The organism is Tunturiibacter gelidiferens (assembly GCF_013410115.1).
Classification (GTDB): domain Bacteria; phylum Acidobacteriota; class Terriglobia; order Terriglobales; family Acidobacteriaceae; genus Edaphobacter; species Edaphobacter gelidiferens.
The window spans coordinates 2054451-2071216 of record NZ_JACCCV010000002.1; the positions used below are offsets into that span (position 1 = coordinate 2054451).

Genomic DNA, 16766 nt, shown 5'->3' on the forward strand with positions numbered 1-16766 from the left:
GCCTGGAATCGAGGGAACGAGGGGAGAATACCATACGGCGGACGGCAAAAATTTGCGCAGAACACCTGTTATCTATGCGCCGGGGAGGCAAGAATCATGGCAATGGGGCGAGGTGAAGTGATTAGTGTTTGAGGCGATGCTCGGGCGGAAGTTGTGGCGGAGGTTGGTGGCGTCGGATATGCTGGTCGCACTCCGTATATCAAATTTCGCTGAACATTTTTCTAAACGTTGAACATTTTTCTAAACGAGGATAGACGATGCTTCGCTTGCTTCTGCACTGGATTCTGAATGCTGTGGCTTTGCTGGTGGTGGCGCACTTTGTTCAGGGCTTTGACGTGAGTAACTTCGTGTCTGCGCTGATTGCCGTCGTGGTGATTGGGCTGTTCAACGCGACGATCGGGTTGTTTTTGAAGATCATTACGCTACCGTTGAGCATTCTTACGTTTGGGATATTTTTTCTTGTTGTGAATGCGGTGATTCTCTGGTTCTCGAGTAAGTTTGTGCCGGGGTTTGCGGTGACGACGTTCAAGGCGGCGTTTCTTGGTGCGCTGGCGCTCGCGGTGCTGCATCTGCTGTTTGGGTTCTTTGGGTCGGCGACGAAGCGGAGGTCTTAAGCGGGCTTAGAGTTGTAGTCTGCGAGAGATAGCGTTATTGGAGATTTCGGAGACACGCGAGTGAGGAACCCTTTGGACTATCCATTGCTGGTAGCTGTGATTGCGTTTTTTCTGATGTGGTTTGCGGCTTGGGTGGGAAGGCGACTGAGCCGTCGGCGATCGGATTTGACGGAGGAGATTCGGACAGATTTCGGCGTTGTACAAGCTGCGACCCTGACGTTGCTGGGGTTGATTATTGGGTTCAGCTTTTCGATGGCGACGGGACGGTACGATCTGCGCAAAACGTATGAAGAGGCAGAGGCGAATGCGATTGGAACAGAGTATGTAAGGGCGGATCTGCTTCCGGCGGCGGATGGAGCGCGGCTGCGGGCGCTGTTGACGCAGTACACCGATCTGCGGATTGGGTTTTACCGGACGCGGAGCCCCCAGGTGTTGCAGCAGATTAATTTGGATACGGCCCGGGTGCAGGGAGAGCTTTGGGCGGCAGCATCGAAGCCAGCGGTGGCGCAGCCTTCGCCGGTGATTGCGCTGGCAGTCGGCGGAATGAATGACGTGCTGAACTCGCAGGGGTATACGCAGGCGGCGTGGTGGAACAGGATTCCTGTTGCAGCATGGGGTCTGATGTTTGCCATCGCCACCTTCAGCAATGCCCTGGTGGGGTATGGGGCGCGGGGGATGGAATGGAGGCTGTTTATGGTGCTTCCGCTGGTGGTGGCGATCTCGTTTTTCCTGATCGCGGATATCGATAGTCCGCGGGGTGGAGTGATCAAGGTGCGGCCACAGAATCTGGTTAGTTTGCGGGCTGGGTTGGGGGCGGAGTGAGTTGCGACACGGATGGGTGATTCTTTTTGACGATGAGCTTTTCGGTGAGGTGGAGGATGTGGACTCGATAGACGCGCTTTAGCGGAGGACCAGTTGCGTTGAGAGTTACGTCTTGTTGCAGATCGTGCGGATCGCGTCGGCGTAGTTCAAGGGATTTGAGGAGAGTTCGAAGCAGATGGATGCGTGACCGTCAGGCAGGTCGAGGACTAGCTGGTAGAAGTTTCCGTAGCCGACGAGGACAAACTTTGCGCCGCCGCAGTCGAGGTTGCCGCGCTGCCTAGCGAGGGTGAGAAGAGTTGGATTTACGAACAGCTCTTCGTAGCGGTCGGACTCTGAGGCAGAGGCGCCGGAGATTGCGGAACGTTGGCGGGAGGTCAGGTGGCCTTGACGGTAGAGAGCTACGTAACGGATGGCGGGGGCGACGGCGAAGATTTGGTCTATGGTGTCTGGGGCGGACGGCATGAACGATTTTATCGCTGCGTCTGATTGTTACGGGATGTTGGTGAAGTGGTGGTGAAACAGCGGGTTCCTCCACTACGCTGCGCTCCGGTCGGAATGACGGCCAAAATTTAAATGCAAAATACAACAGCAGATTGCTCCGCTTCGCTGCGGAATGACAACAAAGTAACAAGCAACGGCAGATCCTCCGCTTTTCTGCGGAACGACAGCAAAGGCACAAGCAACGACAAGAGCAACGACAAACACGGTGGTCTCTCCACTGCGCGACGGACGGTGAGACTGTCCGTCGCTTCGGTCGAGATGACGTTGTTTTGGAAGAAAAATAAAGGCTGCTGAGGAGAATGAGGTCTGTTACCAGGGGTCGAGGCCTAGGAGTTTGCGGCCGAGTGGGGTTAGTTCGGCGGTTTTGTATTTGGTGCGCTCCCACTCGCGGGGGTCGCCGGGGAAGGCGAAGCCTTCGGGGGCGCGGCGTTCGCGCCAAGAGTCGATGCGACGCTGGCGGATCTCTTCGTTGCCTCCGTCGGCGGGTGTCATGGAGATGTATTGCGCTACGCGGGCTTTGTCTTCGGAGGTGTTGGGGCGGATGCCGTGGGTTAGAAGGCTGTTGAAGATGAGGAGGTCGCCAGCTTTCATGAGGACGGGTTTTAGTTCGTAGCCGGTGATGTCGGGTTTGAAGCCGTCGCGATCGGCGGGTTGGGTCTTCTTCCAGGCTTCGAAGTTGCGGAAGATCTCGGGGACGCACTGGAAGCCGCCGGTGGAGGCGTCGGTGTCGACGAGGGAGAGGACGCCCTGGACGTTGACAGGGAGTGGGTCGAGGGTGGTGTCGACGTCGTTGTGGATGAAGCCGGCGAAGGCGCGGCCGCTGCGGTTGGGGGTGTTGAGGTTGGCGCGGTCGATGGTGACCCAGAGGCGCTCGTCGTCCCAGATGTCCACGAAGGCGTCGTAGACGCGGGGCTCCTGACGGTTGTCCCAGAGGGTCTGGTGGTTGTAGACCTCGACCATGCCGCTGTTGTTGAGCTCCTTCATGGCGTGGTTGCGGAGTTGGGCGGCGTTCCAGGTGGAGACGTCGTTGGGGTTCATCTCCTGAAACTCCCAGAGGAAGTTGCGGGTGCGCTCGACGTTGGCGGAGGGGACGGCTTGGCAGACGACGACGTAGCCGTAGGTTTGCCAGTGGTCGAAGTCGGCTTGCGAGAGGACGCGGAGGGGGAGTTTTTTCTTGATCTCGCGGAGGGGCTGGCGGGCGACTTCGATGTTGAGGCTGTTTTCGCCGGGCTTGCCGACGACGTTGTGTTCGAGCACTGCGGTTTGAGTTCTCATTTTGGTTCCGGTCCTTTGCGCTGGTTACGTACGAGAGAACTTTAGAGCGGTGCGAGGGGGAGTTGTTGGCCTTGGGTGCCAATTACTGGTACTGGAATCTCACGTGGCTGCGTGGGATGGCTATAATTGCGTCGACTTTGAGAGCTTGTGTGTGGATGTACTGATTCTTGCTGCTGGAAAGAAAAGCAAATGCGGGGGTCTCTCCGCTGCGCCATGCGATAAGACCGCATGGCTTCGGTCGAGATGACGAATTTCGAGAGAGACTTTAAGGGGCGGAATGAAGCCGTTTCTGGAGCACATTAAGACGTCGAAGGATTCTTCGTGGGTGTTGTTTGACCGGCGGCTGCCTGCGATTCCGTTTGAGTGGCACTACAACAGCGAGTATGAGCTGACGTTGACGTTGAATAGTCGCGGGCAGAGGTTCATTGGGGACAACATCTCGCGGTATGACGTTGGGGACCTGGTGCTGATTGGACCGAAGATTCCGCATACGTGGTGCTCGAGTGAGGATGTGTGTAAGGAGAGGGAGCATCAGGCGCTGGTGCTTTGGTTCAGCGATGCGTTTGTGAAAGGGATGATCGATCCGCATGTGGAGTTGAGGCCGATTCGGCGGCTGCTGGAGCGGTCTTCGCGGGCGCTGACGTTTTCTGAACCGGTGAGGGAGAAGGCGCGGGAGATTATCTGCGCGATGGTTGGGCAGGGGGCGGGGCCGAGGCTGACTGGGTTGCTGAATGTTTTGCTGCTGCTGGCGGAAGATGCTGGGAGTGAGCCGCTGGCTTCAGAGGCGAATCAGAGTGAGAGTTTCGCGGAGGCGACCGAGGAGCGGATTGGGAAGGTGATCTCGCATCTGCATGGGCACTATCGCGATGAGATGGTGGTGGAGAAGCTGGTGAAGGTTGGAGCGCTGAGTCGGAGCTCGCTGCATCGGCTGTTCAAGCGGCAGACGCGGATGACGATGGGGATGTATGTGGCGCATCTGCGGGTGGGCCATGCTTGTGCGCTGCTGCTGAATAGCGAGAAGCCGATTGCGGTGATTGCGGATGAGGTGGGGTATGGGAATCTGGCTAACTTTAATCGGCAGTTCAGAGGGTTGAAGGGGCAGACGCCGAGGGAGTTTCGGCGGGCGGTCACTTCGTGACTTTTATACCTTGTCTGGGTGATGCGGGCTTTTTGCGGCACTCGCGTTGCTCGGGATTGGAGTTAGGCGAATTGCTCCAGGAAGCGCATGTCGCCGGAGTAGAAGTGGCCTATGTCGGAGACGCCGTGGAGCATCATGGCGATGCGCTCGACGCCCATGCCGAAGGCGAAGCCGGTGATCTTCTCGGGGTCGTAGGCGTCGTCTGCGGGGTTTAGTTTGCGGCGCTCGGCAGTGACGGCGGCGAAGACGGCGGGGTCGACCATGCCGCAGCCTAGAAGCTCGATCCAGCCTGAGTGTTTGCACTTGCGGCAGCCCTTGCCTCCGCAGAAGATGCAGGAGATCTGGACGTCGGCGCTGGGTTCGGTGAAGGGGAAGAAGGAGGGGAAGAAGCGGGTTTTGACGTCGCTGCCGAAGAGGGCCTTCATGGCGTGGTCTAACGTTCCCTTTAGATCCGAGAACGTTATATTGGTGTCGACGCAGAGGCCTTCGATCTGATGGAAGATGGGGGAGTGGGTGGCGTCGGCGGCGTCATTGCGGTGGACCTTGCCGGGGATGACGATGCGGATGGGCGGGGCTTGCGCGATCATGGTGCGGATCTGGACCGGGCTGGTGTGGGTGCGCATGAGGAGCCGGTCGCGGCTGGGGCGCCCGTGCTGGTTCGCTATGACTAAGGTGTCCTGGGTGTCGCGGGCTGGGTGGTTTTCGGGGAAGTTGAGGGCTTCGAAGTTGTAGAAATCGGACTCGACCTGGGGGCCGAGGTTGGTGCTATAGCCGAGATGATGGAAGACGGAGACGATCTCGTGCATGGTCTTGAGGAGGGGGTGGGGGATGCCAGGGGTGCGGAGGGAGCCGGGGAGGGTGATGTCCAGAGGGTAAGGATGCTGCTTCTTATGAAGGTTGGCAGAGATCGTTCCTTGGGTCGCATATTCAGCGATAAGCCCCGATTCTGAGACAGGTACTTTTACGAGCCTCTCCGGCGAGAGTTGATATTCCACGAGGGCCTTCAGCTCATTGAAGCGGATGCCGAGGGCTTTTTTGGCTTCGGGGGGTGCGGATTTTAACCAGGCTTCGCTGATGAGCTTGAGGCGGCCCTGCTTGCGGCCTAGCCAGTGGAGGCGGAAGGCTTCGACGTCATTTGTGTCGGCGGTGCGGACTTCTTCGGCGAGGGTGGCGAAGGCGGCGTCGAGGGAGGGTTCGTCGAAGGTGTGGAGTTGAGGGATGGCTTCGTTCATGGGTTGTGTTCAGGATAAATTACATGGGTGTCTAGGGGACTTCAGGGCGTCGAGGACGCGATACCGCGCGGGGCTGACGGTCCTTCTAGTTGTTGGCTGGGAGAGCCTCGCTTGCGAACCCTCGCGTACCTGTTGGCGCCGCAAAGACAGAAGCATATCCCTGCGGGATGACAACCAAAGGACAAGCAACAGCAACGACAACGGCAAAATGCGGGGTCTCTCCACTGCGGCGGCAAAAGCGCCGCCTCCGGTCGAGATGACGATTCTTTTGGGGGTGGGTTAGCCAATAGTGTCGTTACCATGATCCCCGAAGTTCGCTCATTCTGTTCCGTTTATTAGTCATGCTCGCCGAAAACGGTTGCGTAGGTTTTTCCGTAGGGGTAGAAGCGGTCCTTTTCGCCGCGCTGCCAGGCCGCTCTGTGTTCGGCGTCGGTGATGTCCCAGTCGGGGCGGCATTTTTTGGTGATCTCGCGGAGGTCCTGGCGCAGTTCTTCAAGAGTAGGACGGCCCCAGAACCAGTAGCCGTTGTAGACCTTGAAGACGACGAGACCGGGTTCAAGGACGATGGTATGGGGAATCATGGGATTGTGGGTGGTGTCGGTGTATTCGGCGATGTCGAGGTCTTTCTGGATGCGGCGTCCGGCGTCGGAGAGGAAGGTCCAGTGAGCACCGACTCCTAACCGATATTCCTTGGTTTCGACAATATTGTCGGTGCTGATGGTGACGAGACGGCTGTAGCCAACTTCCATCTCGCGATGGAGCTGGACGAGGAGTTCTGCCTGGCGGCGATCTTTGGGGCAGAATCCTCCGCGGCCGAGGACGAGGACCATGGGGTCCGGTCCCTGCAGTTCGGAGAGCTTGCGCCGGGTGGCGGTGTGGTCGCTTAGTTCGTAGTCGGGGAAGATGGCTCCGGGGACGATGTCTGGGCGCATGCTGGACTCTCCTGTGTTAATGATGCACTTCGGTGTCAGTGGAGTGGGAGAGTTGTTTGACGAAGCGAGGGGTGCAGGAAGTGTTTCAGCGGGAGTATGAACAGCCCTGAACGCTGAGTATGGACTTTGTGCGATCAGGGCCGTTTGGGTGTTTCCACTAGACGCCTGCCTGGTTAGATCGGCCGGAGCTGGCGGGGTTTGCGAGTTTGCTGGCTGGCGCTGACTTTATCAGGGTGGGACCGCATTTGGTCTCTTTTCGCCAGATACGAATCATCTCAAGCGTCTCGGCCTGGGTTAGCTTGGCCAACTTGGTGAGCGGATCGCCTGCCTTGGCGTTCATCGGACGAACGATGGTTGCCTCGTTAATCCCGGGACGAATTCTGAGGAAGACTCCGCCGACTTGTCTTGAATTTGGAGTAGGCGGTGTGGTTGCCATCCTGAGTTCGCCGTTGGGCTTCATGTTGCTGAGCGCGTATACGGCACAGCTTCCATCTTTGACGAGTTCACGAACCAGGTCCTTGACCAGCTCCGACTGATTTGAATTGAACTCGATACCATGCACGTTGGGCATTTTGCATGCCTCCCTTCTGACTTCTATGCCCATGCTATTGAGTCGCGCATAAGTAGTTCGTAAATGGCAACTTGAGGGCGTTCGGGAAGGCGGGTGTGATGGGGTCAGAGGGCGGAGAGGACGACCAGAACTACGAGGAGGCCCATGAAGAGGCTGCGGCGGTCGGTGATGGCGTAGACGACGGGGTCTTCGTCGAGTTGGCCGCGGGAGGCGATGAACCAGAGACGGCTGATCCAGAGGAGAAGGACGGGGACGAGGAGCCAGAGGCGGTTGGTGTGGTGATAGAGCTGGGCCGCGTCGAGGTTTGAGATGTAGAGGGTGAGGACGACGACCGAGGCGTAACCGCTTGCGGTGCCGAAGCTTCGGAGCTGTTCGATGTCGGAGACGTGATAGCCGCGGCCGCCTACGGTGGAGCCGCCGCGCTCGCTGAGATTTTCGAGCTCGGCGAAGCGTTTGACGAAGGCGAGGGAGAGGAAGAAGAAGATGCTGAAGCCGGCGAGCCAGGTGGAGACGGGGATTCCCGTGGCGGCTGAGCCGGCGATGATGCGGATGGTGTAGAGGCCGGAGAGGACGATGACGTCGACCAGGACGGATCGTTTGAGACGCAGCGAGTAGGCGAGGGTGGTGACCAGATAGATGCCCAGCCAGAGCAGAAAGTGGTGAGGCCGAACCAGGCTGGCGTCGGGGGAGATGGCTGAGATGACAAGCGGGACGATTATGGCCAGGGCGAGGGAGGTTGTGAGGAAGAGGACGATGACGGCGATTCCGGAGAGGGCGGAGAGATCTCCGGAGGCGAAGGGGCGGCGGCGTTTGCGCGGGTGCTGGCGGTCGGCTTCGAGGTCGAGGAGGTCGTTGACGATGTAGGTGGCGGAGGCGCAGAGGCCGAAGCTGAGGAATGCGACGGTGGCTCCGGCGAGAATGCCGGGGGTCCAGTTGTGAGCGAGGAGGAGGGGGAGGAAGATGAGGACGTTTTTGGCCCACTGGTGGAGGCGGATGGCTTTGGGCCAGGCTTTGAGGGGGGAGACGGTCTCGTCGAAGGTGCGGGCGGGGGTGACGCGGGCTTTGCGGAGGGCTGCGCGGAGGGAAGGGGTGGGATTCGCGACCATGGGCTCCTTGCAGCTTTCGAGGAGGGTGAGGTCGGGCATGGCGTTGCCGATGTAGGTGAAGTTGTCCCCGAAGCGGGAGCGGAAGGCGGCGAGCTTGTTTTTGCCGGCGAGGTTGAGCTGGCCGTCGGAGGCCAGGACGCCGGTGAAGAGGCCGAGGTGGGCGGCGACGCGGTGGGCGGTGTCGGCGTCTGCGGCGGTCGCGAGGTAGATGGGGCGGCCAGTGGCGTGTTGTTGTTGCAGATACTGAAGGAGTTCGCGGTTGTAGGGGAGGTGGGCGACGTCGAGCTGGACGGTGGCGGCGAGGTGGCGTTTGAGGGCGGCTTTGCCCTGGAGGAGCCAGGAGGGGATTTTGAGGAGGGCCAGGGGGTGGTGGCGGGCGACGGCGAGCGCGGAGTCGTGCAGAGTGTCGGATTTGACGAGGGTGCCGTCGAGGTCGACACAGAGGACCGGGAGCGCGGCAGTGTCAATTTCAGTGGCCGGGAGAGGCAAAAGCGTCCTTTCGTACGTCTAACCAAAATATTTGGAATTAGCGCATCACGTTGCACAGTGGTTCGGCTGGCCGTTGAGCAAGAAAGTGCGTGGGCGACCAACGTCATTATCATTTATTCTTAGATATCTGGCACAGTAATCCATTTGTTCGTGCAGTGAATTTTACCGAGAGAGCAGAGACCATCTCCATGCTGTCAACGCAAGTAAATGAGAAAGAACGACACGATGGGGTAGCGGCGGGCGAGTCGCAGAGAGAGTTGCGGCGTGCCGAGCCGGTGCCAGAGGAGCCGAAGGGGTCGTCGGCGCGGAAGTGGATTGTGGTTTTGGTCATTCTCGCGGTGGTGGGCGCGGCGGTGTGGAAGATCCGCCGAAACACGAAGGAACAGAACGGCGTGCAGATGATGATGGCGGCGCAGGCGGACCGGCCGGCTTCGGTGCAGGTGTCTGCGGTGCAGCAGAAGACGATGCCGATCTTCCTGACGGCGTTGGGAACGGTGACCGCTTACAACACCGTGACGATCAAGTCGCGTGTGGATGGGCAGTTGATGCAGGTGCCGGTGCGCGAAGGGCAGGCCGTGCGGCAGGGACAGACGCTGGCTGAGATTGATCCGAAGCCTTACCAGGCGGCGTTGGAACAGGCGCAGGGACAGTTGGTGAAAGATCAGGCGAATGCGGTGAATGCTCGCGCGGAGGCGGCGCGGTATGAGGCGCTGTTGTCAGCTGGCGTGGTTTCGAAGGAGAGCCAGCAGGCGCAGGCTTCGACGGCTGGGCAGGCGGAGGGATCGATCGCTTCGGACCACGCGGCGATTGAAGCCGCTAAGGTGAACCTGGGATATACGAAGATTCTTTCGCCGATCAATGGAGTGGTTGGGCTTCGGCAGGTCGATGCTGGAAATATTGTGCATGCGGCAGATACAAATGGCTTGCTGGTAGTGACACAGCTGCAGCCGATCGCGGTGATCTTTACACTGCCGGAAGATCAGCTGCCTGAGGTGTTGAGGCGAACGCGCGCGGGCGACAAGCTGGTGGTGGAGGCGTATGACCGGGCTGCGGCGACGCATCTGGCGAGTGGAAGTTTGTTGACGGTCGATAACCAGATTGACACGACGACCGGAACGGTGAAGGCAAAGGCCGTCTTCGAAAATAAAGACGGTGCTTTGTTTCCGAATCAGTTTGTGAATGTGCGATTGATCCTGCAGGAGAAGCGTAATGCGGTGGTAATTCCGGCTTCGGCGCTGCAGACGGGAACGCAGGGGAACTTTGTTTATCTGCTGAAGCAGGGGCAGCCGCCGCCGGACCCGTTGGCGAAGAAGAATGCGGATGGTCCGACGATTGAGCTGCCAGAGAACCAGACGAAATTTTATGTCGAGGCGCAGACGGTAAACGTGGAACTGACCGAGGGGACGCAGGTGATCCTGAGCGGCGGCGTGAGGCCGGGAGACCAGATTGTGGTGGATGGGCAGGAGAAGCTGAAGAATGGAAGCAAGGTGTTTCCGAAGACTGCTCCGACGAAGGCTGGAGATGGGACTACTGCGGAGTTGGGAATGACGAGCAACGTGGGGCAGCCCTCGTGAGTCCTTCGAAGCCGTTTATTCTTCGGCCTGTGGCCACCTCGCTCTTGATGGTGGCCATTTTGCTTGCGGGGTTTGTCGCGTATGAGCAACTGCCGGTGTCGGCGTTGCCGCAGGTGGACTATCCGACGATCCAAGTACAGACGTTTTATCCGGGGGCGAGTCCGGAGGTAATGGCGTCGTCGGTAACGGCTCCGCTGGAGAGGCAGTTTGGGCAGATACCTGGGCTTAGCCAGATGACATCGTCGAGCTCGGGCGGCGGAAGTGTGATTACGCTGCAGTTTTCGCTGACGGAGTCGATCGATATCGCACAGCAGGATGTGCAGGCGGCGATCAATGCGGCGTTCAGCTATCTGCCGAAGGACCTGCCGAATCCGCCGGTATATAGCAAGGTGAATCCCGCTGATGCTCCGATTATGACCTTGGCGCTGACGAGCGATACGCTTCCGCTTTCGAAGGTGGAGGACCTGGCGGATACGGTGATCGCTCAGAAGATCTCGCAGCTTTCGGGCGTGGGATTGGTGTCGATCAATGGTGGGCAGAAGCCGGCGGTGCGGATTCAGGCGAACCCGACGGCGCTGGCGAACTATGGACTGAGCCTTGAAGATATTCGGGCTGCGGTCGGAACGACGAATGTGGACCAGGCGAAGGGAAATCTGAATGGAGCGAGCCAGTCGTATACGATCGGCGCGAACGATCAGTTGCCTTCGAGTGGGGCTTACAACAATGTGATTATTGCTTACCGGAACGGGTCTCCGGTGCGACTGTCGGATGTGGCGAATGCGGTAGACAGCGCGGAGAATCTGTTTCAGGCGGCGTGGATGGGGACTGCGGCGCAAGCTGGCGCAGGCGGACAGCAGACGCGCGAGGCAGTGTTGAAGCCGGCGGTGATCGTGAACATCCAGCGGCAGCCGGGGGCGAACATCATCGGCGTGGTGGATGAGGTGCAGAAGATTCTGCCGCAGCTGCGGTCGACGATGCCGGCGACGGTGCAACTCCAGGTGCTGACGGACCGGACGAATACGATTCGGGCTTCGGTGAAGGACGTGCAGTTTTCGCTAGTGCTGACCATTGGACTGGTCGTGATGGTGATCTTCCTGTTTCTGCGGTCGATTGCTGCGACGATTATTCCTTCGGTTGCGGTGCCGCTGTCGATTGTGGGGACGTTTGGAGTGATGTACCTGCTGGGGTACAGCCTGAATAACTTGTCGCTGATGGCGTTGACGATCTCTACAGGGTTTGTGGTGGATGACGCGATCGTGATGATCGAGAACATCTCGCGTTTTCTGGAGCAGGGAGATTCTCCGCTGGAGGCTGCGCTAAAGGGCTCGGAGCAGATTGGATTCACCATCGTTTCGCTGACGGTGAGTCTGATTGCGGTGCTGATTCCGCTGCTGTTCATGGGCGATATTGTCGGCAGACTGTTCCGCGAGTTTGCTGTAACGCTGGCGGTTACAATTCTTGTTTCGGCGCTGGTGTCGCTGACGTTGACGCCGATGATGTCGGCGAAGCTGTTGAAGCATACGCCTGAGAGCGAGCAGAATACCTTCTACAAGAAGAGCGAAGAGTTCTTTGAGTATGTGATTGCGAAGTATGCGGTGGGTGTGCGGTTTGTACTGCGGCACCAGACTGCTACATTGCTGGTGACGCTGGCTACGTTTGCGCTGACGGTTTATCTGTTTTTGATAGTGCCGAAGGGGTTCTTTCCGGTTCAGGATACGGGTGTGCTACTGGGGATAACGGAGGCTCCGCAGACAATCAGCTTCAATGCGATGAGCTCGCGGCAACAGGCGCTGGCGAGGATCATTCTGCAGGATAAAGATGTTGAGAGCGTGTCATCGTTCATTGGAATCGATGGAACGAACTCTACTTTGAACAGCGGGCGCATTCAGATTAATTTGAAAGATCGGGAGCAGAGAAGCTCGACGGCGCTGGAGGTGATCGAGCGGCTGGAGCCGAAGGTTGCGACGGTGGATGGGATTCAGTGTTTTCTGCAGCCGCTGCAGGATCTGACGGTGGAAGACCGCGTGAGCCGCACGCAGTATCAGTATTCGCTGGAGGATGCGAATGTTGAGGAGCTGACGATGTGGACCAGCAGAATGGTCGGAAAGCTGAAACAGATTCCGATTTTGAGCGATGTGGCGAGCGATGAGCAGATGAGCGGGCTCGAGGCCCAGCTTGTGATCGACCGCGATACGGCTTCGAGGCTGGGGATTACGCCGCAAAACATCGACGACACGCTGGATGACGCGTTTGCGCAACGGCAGGTCTCGACGATCTTTACGCAGCAGAATCAGTATCACGTGGTGTTGGAGGTGGCTCCGAAGTATCAGCGGAATCCGGCGGCGCTCGACAACATTTATGTGAAGAGCTCCAACGGGACGCAGGTGCCGCTGTCGACGTTTACGCACTTTGAGGAGAAGCCTACAGCGCTTGTGATCAATCACCAGGGGCAGTTCCCTGCTGTGACGATCTCGTTCAATCTGGCGCCGGGCAAGTCTATCGGCGACGCGGTGGATGCGGTGAACAAGGCTCAGGCGGAGTTGCATATGCCGCCGAGCGTGAAGGGTGAATTCCAAGGTTCGGCGAAGGCCTTTGAGTCTTCGATCGCGAATGAGCCGCTGTTGATTCTGGCTGCGCTGATCGTGGTGTATATCGTACTGGGCGTTTTGTACGAGAGCTATATTCATCCGATTACGATTCTTTCGACGCTTCCCTCGGCTGGAGTTGGCGCGATTCTGGCGCTGCTGCTGTTCCATGTGGATTTGAGTGTGATTGCGCTGATCGGAATTATTTTGCTGATAGGCATTGTGAAGAAGAACGCGATTATGATGATCGACTTTGCGCTGGAGGCCGAGCGCGAGCAGGGAATGACGCCGACGGAGGCGATCTATCAGGCATGTCTGCTGCGGTTTAGGCCAATTATGATGACGACGATGGCGGCGCTGCTGGGCGGTCTGCCGCTGGCGTTGGGTACAGGCACGGGTAGTGAGTTGCGGCGGCCGCTGGGTATCACGATTGTGGGTGGACTGATTGTGTCGCAGGTGTTGACGCTGTTTACGACGCCGGTGGTTTATCTGTTCTTCGACCGGCTTGCGCGCAGGTCGGGGCGTTCGAAGGATGCGGAGTTGCACGCGCATGCGATGTCGGCTGATTGATGGTTAAGGATTAGGGATTATGCATTTTTCAGCACCATTTATTCGGCGTCCGGTAGCGACGTTTCTTTTGTCGATAGCGGTGATTCTGGCGGGCGCGACGGCTTATACGCTGCTGCCGGTGGCCAGTCTGCCGCAGGTGGAGTTTCCGGTGATCTCGGTGGGTGCGAATTTGCCGGGCGCGGATCCGGAGACGATGGCTTCGTCTGTGGCGACGCCGCTGGAGCGACAGTTCTCGAAGATTGCCGGCGTCAACGAGATGACGTCCTATTCTTCTACCGGCGTGGTGGGGATTACGCTTCAGTTCGATTTGACGCGTGATGTGAATGGGGCGGCCCGGGATGTGCAGGCGGCGATCAATGCGGCGCGGAGCCAGCTTCCTGCGAATCTTCCAAGTAATCCTGGGTACTACAAGGTAAATCCGGCTGACTCGCCGATCATGATTATCGCGCTGACCTCTGACACGATGAATGTGCCGCAGTTGTACGACGCTTGCGACAGCATCCTGGCGCAGAAGATCGCTCAGATACCGGGCGTGGGGCAGACCTTCTGCGGGGGGAGCGCGAAGCCCTCGGTTCGGATTGAGGCGAACCCGATGCAGCTGGCTCACTATGGCGTGGGGCTCGAGGCGCTGCGGGCGGCGATCGGCACGGTGAATGTGAATCAGCCGAAGGGATATCTGCAGGATGACACGCGGCGGTGGAGTGTCAGTGCAACGGATCAGCTGTTTGGTGCGGCGGCGTATGCTCCGCTGATTGTGGCAACGGATAAGGGACCGGTGAGTTCGGCACCTGCGAGCACGGGTCTGCCTGCTTCGGTGGCGAGCGCATTGACGAGTAATCCGCAGGCGGTGAGTGGAGGTACTGGCTCGACCGGCAACGGGGCCGGTGCGAATGGAGCCGCGACAAACAGTACGACAGCGGCCGTCGCTGCACCTGTGGTTGCGAGTACAGGGATGGGTGCCGGACCGGGGACGGCGCATGGTGCGGTGCGGATTCAGGATGTGGCGAATGTCGTCAACAGTGTTGAGGATGTTCATGCTACCGGAGTGTTCAACGGGAAGCCTGCGATTCTTGTGATCGTGTTCAAGACCTCGACGGCGAACGTGATTGAGACCGTGGATAACGTGAAGAAGATGTTGCCTATGCTGGAGGCGTCGATTCCGCCGGCGATTTCGGTGCATGTGGCGCTCGACCGGACTACTACGATTCGCGCCTCAGTGAAGGATGTAACGCGAACGCTGGTGATCTCGATTCTGCTGGTGGTGCTGGTGGTGTTTCTGTTCCTGCGCGAGGTGCGGTCGACTTTAATCCCGACAGTCGCGGTGCCATTGAGTCTGCTGGGGACGTTTGCCATCATGTACCTGCTGGGGTATACGCTCGACAATCTGTCGCTGATGGCGCTGACGATCTCGACGGGGTTTGTGGTCGATGACGCGATTGTGGTGATCGAGAATATCAGCCGTCATCTTGAAGCGGGGATGTCGCCGTATCAGGCCGCGATGTTGGGGTCGAAGGAGATTGGATTTACGGTGGTGTCGATGAGCACGTCGCTGATTGCGGTGTTCATTCCGATTCTGCTGATGGGTGGGATTGTGGGGCGGCTGTTTCGCGAGTTTGCTGTGACGCTGTCGGTGGCGATTATGGTGTCGCTGGTAGTATCGCTGACGACTACGCCGATGTTGAGCGCGAAGTATCTGGAGCCGCACGGCAGGCGGGAGCATGGGTGGTTCTACCGTTCGGGCGAGCGGGCTCTAGGGTGGCTGGCAGCGGAGTATGAGCTGGGGCTGCGCTGGGTGTTAAAGCATCAGAGGCTGGTGCTGGTCATAACGGTGCTGACGTTTGTGCTGAATGTTTATCTGTACATCCTGGTGCCGAAGGGATTCTTTCCTGAGCAGGACGCGGGGCGTATTGGCGGGCAGGTGCAGGGGCAGCAGGATGTATCGTTCGCGCAGATGAAGAAGAATGTGCTGGCGCTGGCGGCGATCGCACAGCAGGACCCTGGCGTTGAAGATGTTACGGCGTTTGCGGGTGGGCGCGGAAATTCAAACGGCGGCTTCATGTTTATGTCCCTGAAGCCGGATGCCGAGCGCAAGAAGACGGGAGACACGGCGCAGGTGATCGTCAACCGACTGCGACCGAAGGTCAGCAACCTGCCTGGCGTGATTATGTATCTGCAGGCTTTTCAGGATCTGCGGATTGGCGGCCGGAACACGGCGACGGAGTATCAGTACACGCTGACCGGAGACAATCTCAAAGAGTTGGACGAGTGGGGTCCTAAGCTGGAAGCTGCGATGGACCAGCTGCCGCAGATTAAAGACGTCGCGACGGATCAGCAGCAGCAGGGACTACGTGGGCAGCTGGTGATTGATCGGGCGACTGCGAGCCGGCTGGGGGTGTCGCCGTTGACGATCGATTCTACGCTGTCGGATGCGTTTGCACAGACGCAGGTTTCGACGACCTACATGCCGCTGAATCAGTACCACGTGGTGATGGAGGTTGCGCCGCAGTTTCAGGAGGATCCGGATGCGTTGAAGAGTATCTATGTGAAGAGCACGACCGGGGCGATGGTGCCGCTGTCGGCAGTGACGCACTTTGAGGCGCAGAGGATTCCGCTGGCGGTGAATCATCAGTCGCAGTCGCCGGCTACTACGTTGTCGTTCAATCTTGCGCCAGGGGCTTCGCTGAGTGAGGCGACGCAGGCGATTCAGCAGGCGCGAGTGGATATCGGGATGCCTTCGGCTATTCATGGGGGTTTTGCGGGGTCGGCGCAGGCTTTCAAAGATTCGCTGAAGAGTGAGCCGTGGCTGATTTTGCTGGCGCTGGTGGCTGTCTATCTCGTGCTGGGGATTCTGTATGAGAGCTTTATTCATCCGTTGACGATTCTGTCGACGCTGCCTTCGGCCGGCGTGGGCGCGATTGTGGCGCTGCTGCTGTTCAAGGTGGATCTGAGTGTGATCGCGATGATCGGGATCATTCTGTTGATCGGAATTGTGAAGAAGAACGCGATTATGATGATCGACTTTGCGCTGGTGGCGGAGCGGCAGCATGGGAAGACGCCGCAGGAGGCGATCTTCGAGGCGTGTATGCTGCGGTTTCGGCCGATCATGATGACGACGATGGCGGCTTTGCTGGGAGGATTGCCGCTGGCGCTGGGACGAGGGACAGGCAGCGAGATGCGGCGGCCGTTGGGGATCACGATTGTGGGTGGGCTGATTGTTTCGCAGGCTCTTACGTTGTTTACTACGCCGGTGGTTTATCTGTTCTTCGATCGAGTGAGGGGCAGGTTTGCCCGGGCGGTGCGGGGACGACGGGCTGGGCGGCGGGTGGCAGAGGTTGTGGCTGGGGATTAGTGGTTGGA

At 58.8% G+C, this 16766-nt stretch carries 12 protein-coding genes; 6 read left to right on the forward strand and 6 right to left on the reverse strand.

The window, feature by feature from the left end:
* Window positions 1-257 precede the first annotated feature (257 nt).
* Both HDF12_RS20645 and HDF12_RS20650 read left to right on the forward strand, forming a co-directional pair.
* Complete coding sequence (locus HDF12_RS20645) at window positions 258-614, forward strand: phage holin family protein (RefSeq protein WP_179586524.1); 357 nt, start codon at window positions 258-260, stop codon at window positions 612-614.
* A gap of 60 nt (window positions 615-674) precedes the next feature.
* Entirely contained in the window at window positions 675-1436 is a 762-nt protein-coding gene (locus HDF12_RS20650; protein WP_179586526.1) for a bestrophin-like domain, read from the forward strand.
* Window positions 1437-1541: 105 nt separating this feature from the next.
* Here the strand turns inward: HDF12_RS20650 and HDF12_RS20655 are convergent, their stop codons facing one another.
* Both HDF12_RS20655 and HDF12_RS20660 read right to left on the reverse strand, forming a co-directional pair.
* The gene (locus HDF12_RS20655; protein ID WP_179586528.1) at window positions 1542-1898 is read right to left on the reverse strand and encodes a hypothetical protein; all 357 of its coding nucleotides are present in this window, start codon (window positions 1896-1898) and stop codon (window positions 1542-1544) included.
* Between the two features lie 348 nt (window positions 1899-2246).
* On the reverse strand, window positions 2247-3212 hold the full coding sequence (locus HDF12_RS20660) for a phytanoyl-CoA dioxygenase family protein (RefSeq protein WP_179586530.1): 966 nt from the start codon (window positions 3210-3212) through the stop codon (window positions 2247-2249).
* Window positions 3213-3489: 277 nt separating this feature from the next.
* On the opposite strand from HDF12_RS20660, the gene HDF12_RS20665 reads away from it, so the two are divergent.
* Window positions 3490-4350 carry a helix-turn-helix domain-containing protein gene (locus tag HDF12_RS20665; RefSeq protein ID WP_218892516.1) on the forward strand — a complete coding sequence of 287 codons (861 nt, stop codon included), beginning with the start codon at window positions 3490-3492 and terminating at the stop codon, window positions 4348-4350.
* Between the two features lie 62 nt (window positions 4351-4412).
* On the opposite strand, the gene pheS is transcribed toward HDF12_RS20665, so the two are convergent.
* The 4 genes from pheS to HDF12_RS20685 form a co-directional block, all read right to left on the reverse strand.
* A complete protein-coding gene (gene pheS / locus HDF12_RS20670; protein WP_179586532.1) occupies window positions 4413-5582 on the reverse strand; it encodes a phenylalanine--tRNA ligase subunit alpha in 1170 nt (389 codons plus the stop codon).
* Between the two features lie 335 nt (window positions 5583-5917).
* Complete coding sequence (locus HDF12_RS20675) at window positions 5918-6514, reverse strand: redoxin domain-containing protein (RefSeq protein ID WP_179586534.1); 597 nt, start codon at window positions 6512-6514, stop codon at window positions 5918-5920.
* A gap of 157 nt (window positions 6515-6671) precedes the next feature.
* The gene (locus HDF12_RS20680) at window positions 6672-7085 is read right to left on the reverse strand and encodes a CRISPR-associated protein Cas5 (protein WP_257025752.1); all 414 of its coding nucleotides are present in this window, start codon (window positions 7083-7085) and stop codon (window positions 6672-6674) included.
* 104 nt (window positions 7086-7189) lie between these two features.
* Window positions 7190-8680: a UbiA family prenyltransferase gene (locus HDF12_RS20685; protein WP_179586536.1), complete on the reverse strand. Its 1491-nt coding sequence runs from the start codon at window positions 8678-8680 to the stop codon at window positions 7190-7192.
* 188 nt (window positions 8681-8868) lie between these two features.
* Between HDF12_RS20685 and HDF12_RS20690 the strand changes: the two genes are divergently transcribed.
* From HDF12_RS20690 to HDF12_RS20700, 3 genes are read left to right on the forward strand one after another with little or no spacing between them, the layout of a single operon-like run.
* The gene (locus HDF12_RS20690) at window positions 8869-10254 is read left to right on the forward strand and encodes an efflux RND transporter periplasmic adaptor subunit (RefSeq protein WP_179586538.1); all 1386 of its coding nucleotides are present in this window, start codon (window positions 8869-8871) and stop codon (window positions 10252-10254) included.
* Window positions 10251-13409 (forward strand): multidrug efflux RND transporter permease subunit, encoded by a 3159-nt coding sequence (locus HDF12_RS20695; RefSeq protein ID WP_179586540.1) that lies wholly within the window; start codon window positions 10251-10253, stop codon window positions 13407-13409. Before HDF12_RS20690 ends, HDF12_RS20695 begins: the two co-directional genes overlap by 4 nt.
* Before the next feature lie 19 nt (window positions 13410-13428).
* Window positions 13429-16758, forward strand: coding sequence for an efflux RND transporter permease subunit (locus HDF12_RS20700; protein ID WP_179586542.1), 3330 nt, complete (start codon window positions 13429-13431; stop codon window positions 16756-16758).
* Window positions 16759-16766: the final 8 nt, after the last annotated feature.

Excerpts from the sequence above, each read along its gene's own strand:
- HDF12_RS20660 (WP_179586530.1), bottom strand. The coding sequence starts at position 3,212 with ATGAGAACTCAAACCGCAGTGCTCGAACACAACGTCGTCGGCAAGCCC.
- pheS (WP_179586532.1), bottom strand. The coding sequence starts at position 5,582 with ATGAACGAAGCCATCCCTCAACTCCACACCTTCGACGAACCCTCCCTC.
- HDF12_RS20665 (WP_218892516.1), top strand. The coding sequence starts at position 3,490 with ATGAAGCCGTTTCTGGAGCACATTAAGACGTCGAAGGATTCTTCGTGG.
- HDF12_RS20675 (WP_179586534.1), bottom strand. The coding sequence starts at position 6,514 with ATGCGCCCAGACATCGTCCCCGGAGCCATCTTCCCCGACTACGAACTA.
- HDF12_RS20690 (WP_179586538.1), top strand. The coding sequence starts at position 8,869 with ATGCTGTCAACGCAAGTAAATGAGAAAGAACGACACGATGGGGTAGCG.
- HDF12_RS20655 (WP_179586528.1), bottom strand. The coding sequence starts at position 1,898 with ATGCCGTCCGCCCCAGACACCATAGACCAAATCTTCGCCGTCGCCCCC.
- HDF12_RS20700 (WP_179586542.1), top strand. The coding sequence starts at position 13,429 with ATGCATTTTTCAGCACCATTTATTCGGCGTCCGGTAGCGACGTTTCTT.
- HDF12_RS20645 (WP_179586524.1), top strand. The coding sequence starts at position 258 with ATGCTTCGCTTGCTTCTGCACTGGATTCTGAATGCTGTGGCTTTGCTG.
- HDF12_RS20680 (WP_257025752.1), bottom strand. The coding sequence starts at position 7,085 with ATGCCCAACGTGCATGGTATCGAGTTCAATTCAAATCAGTCGGAGCTG.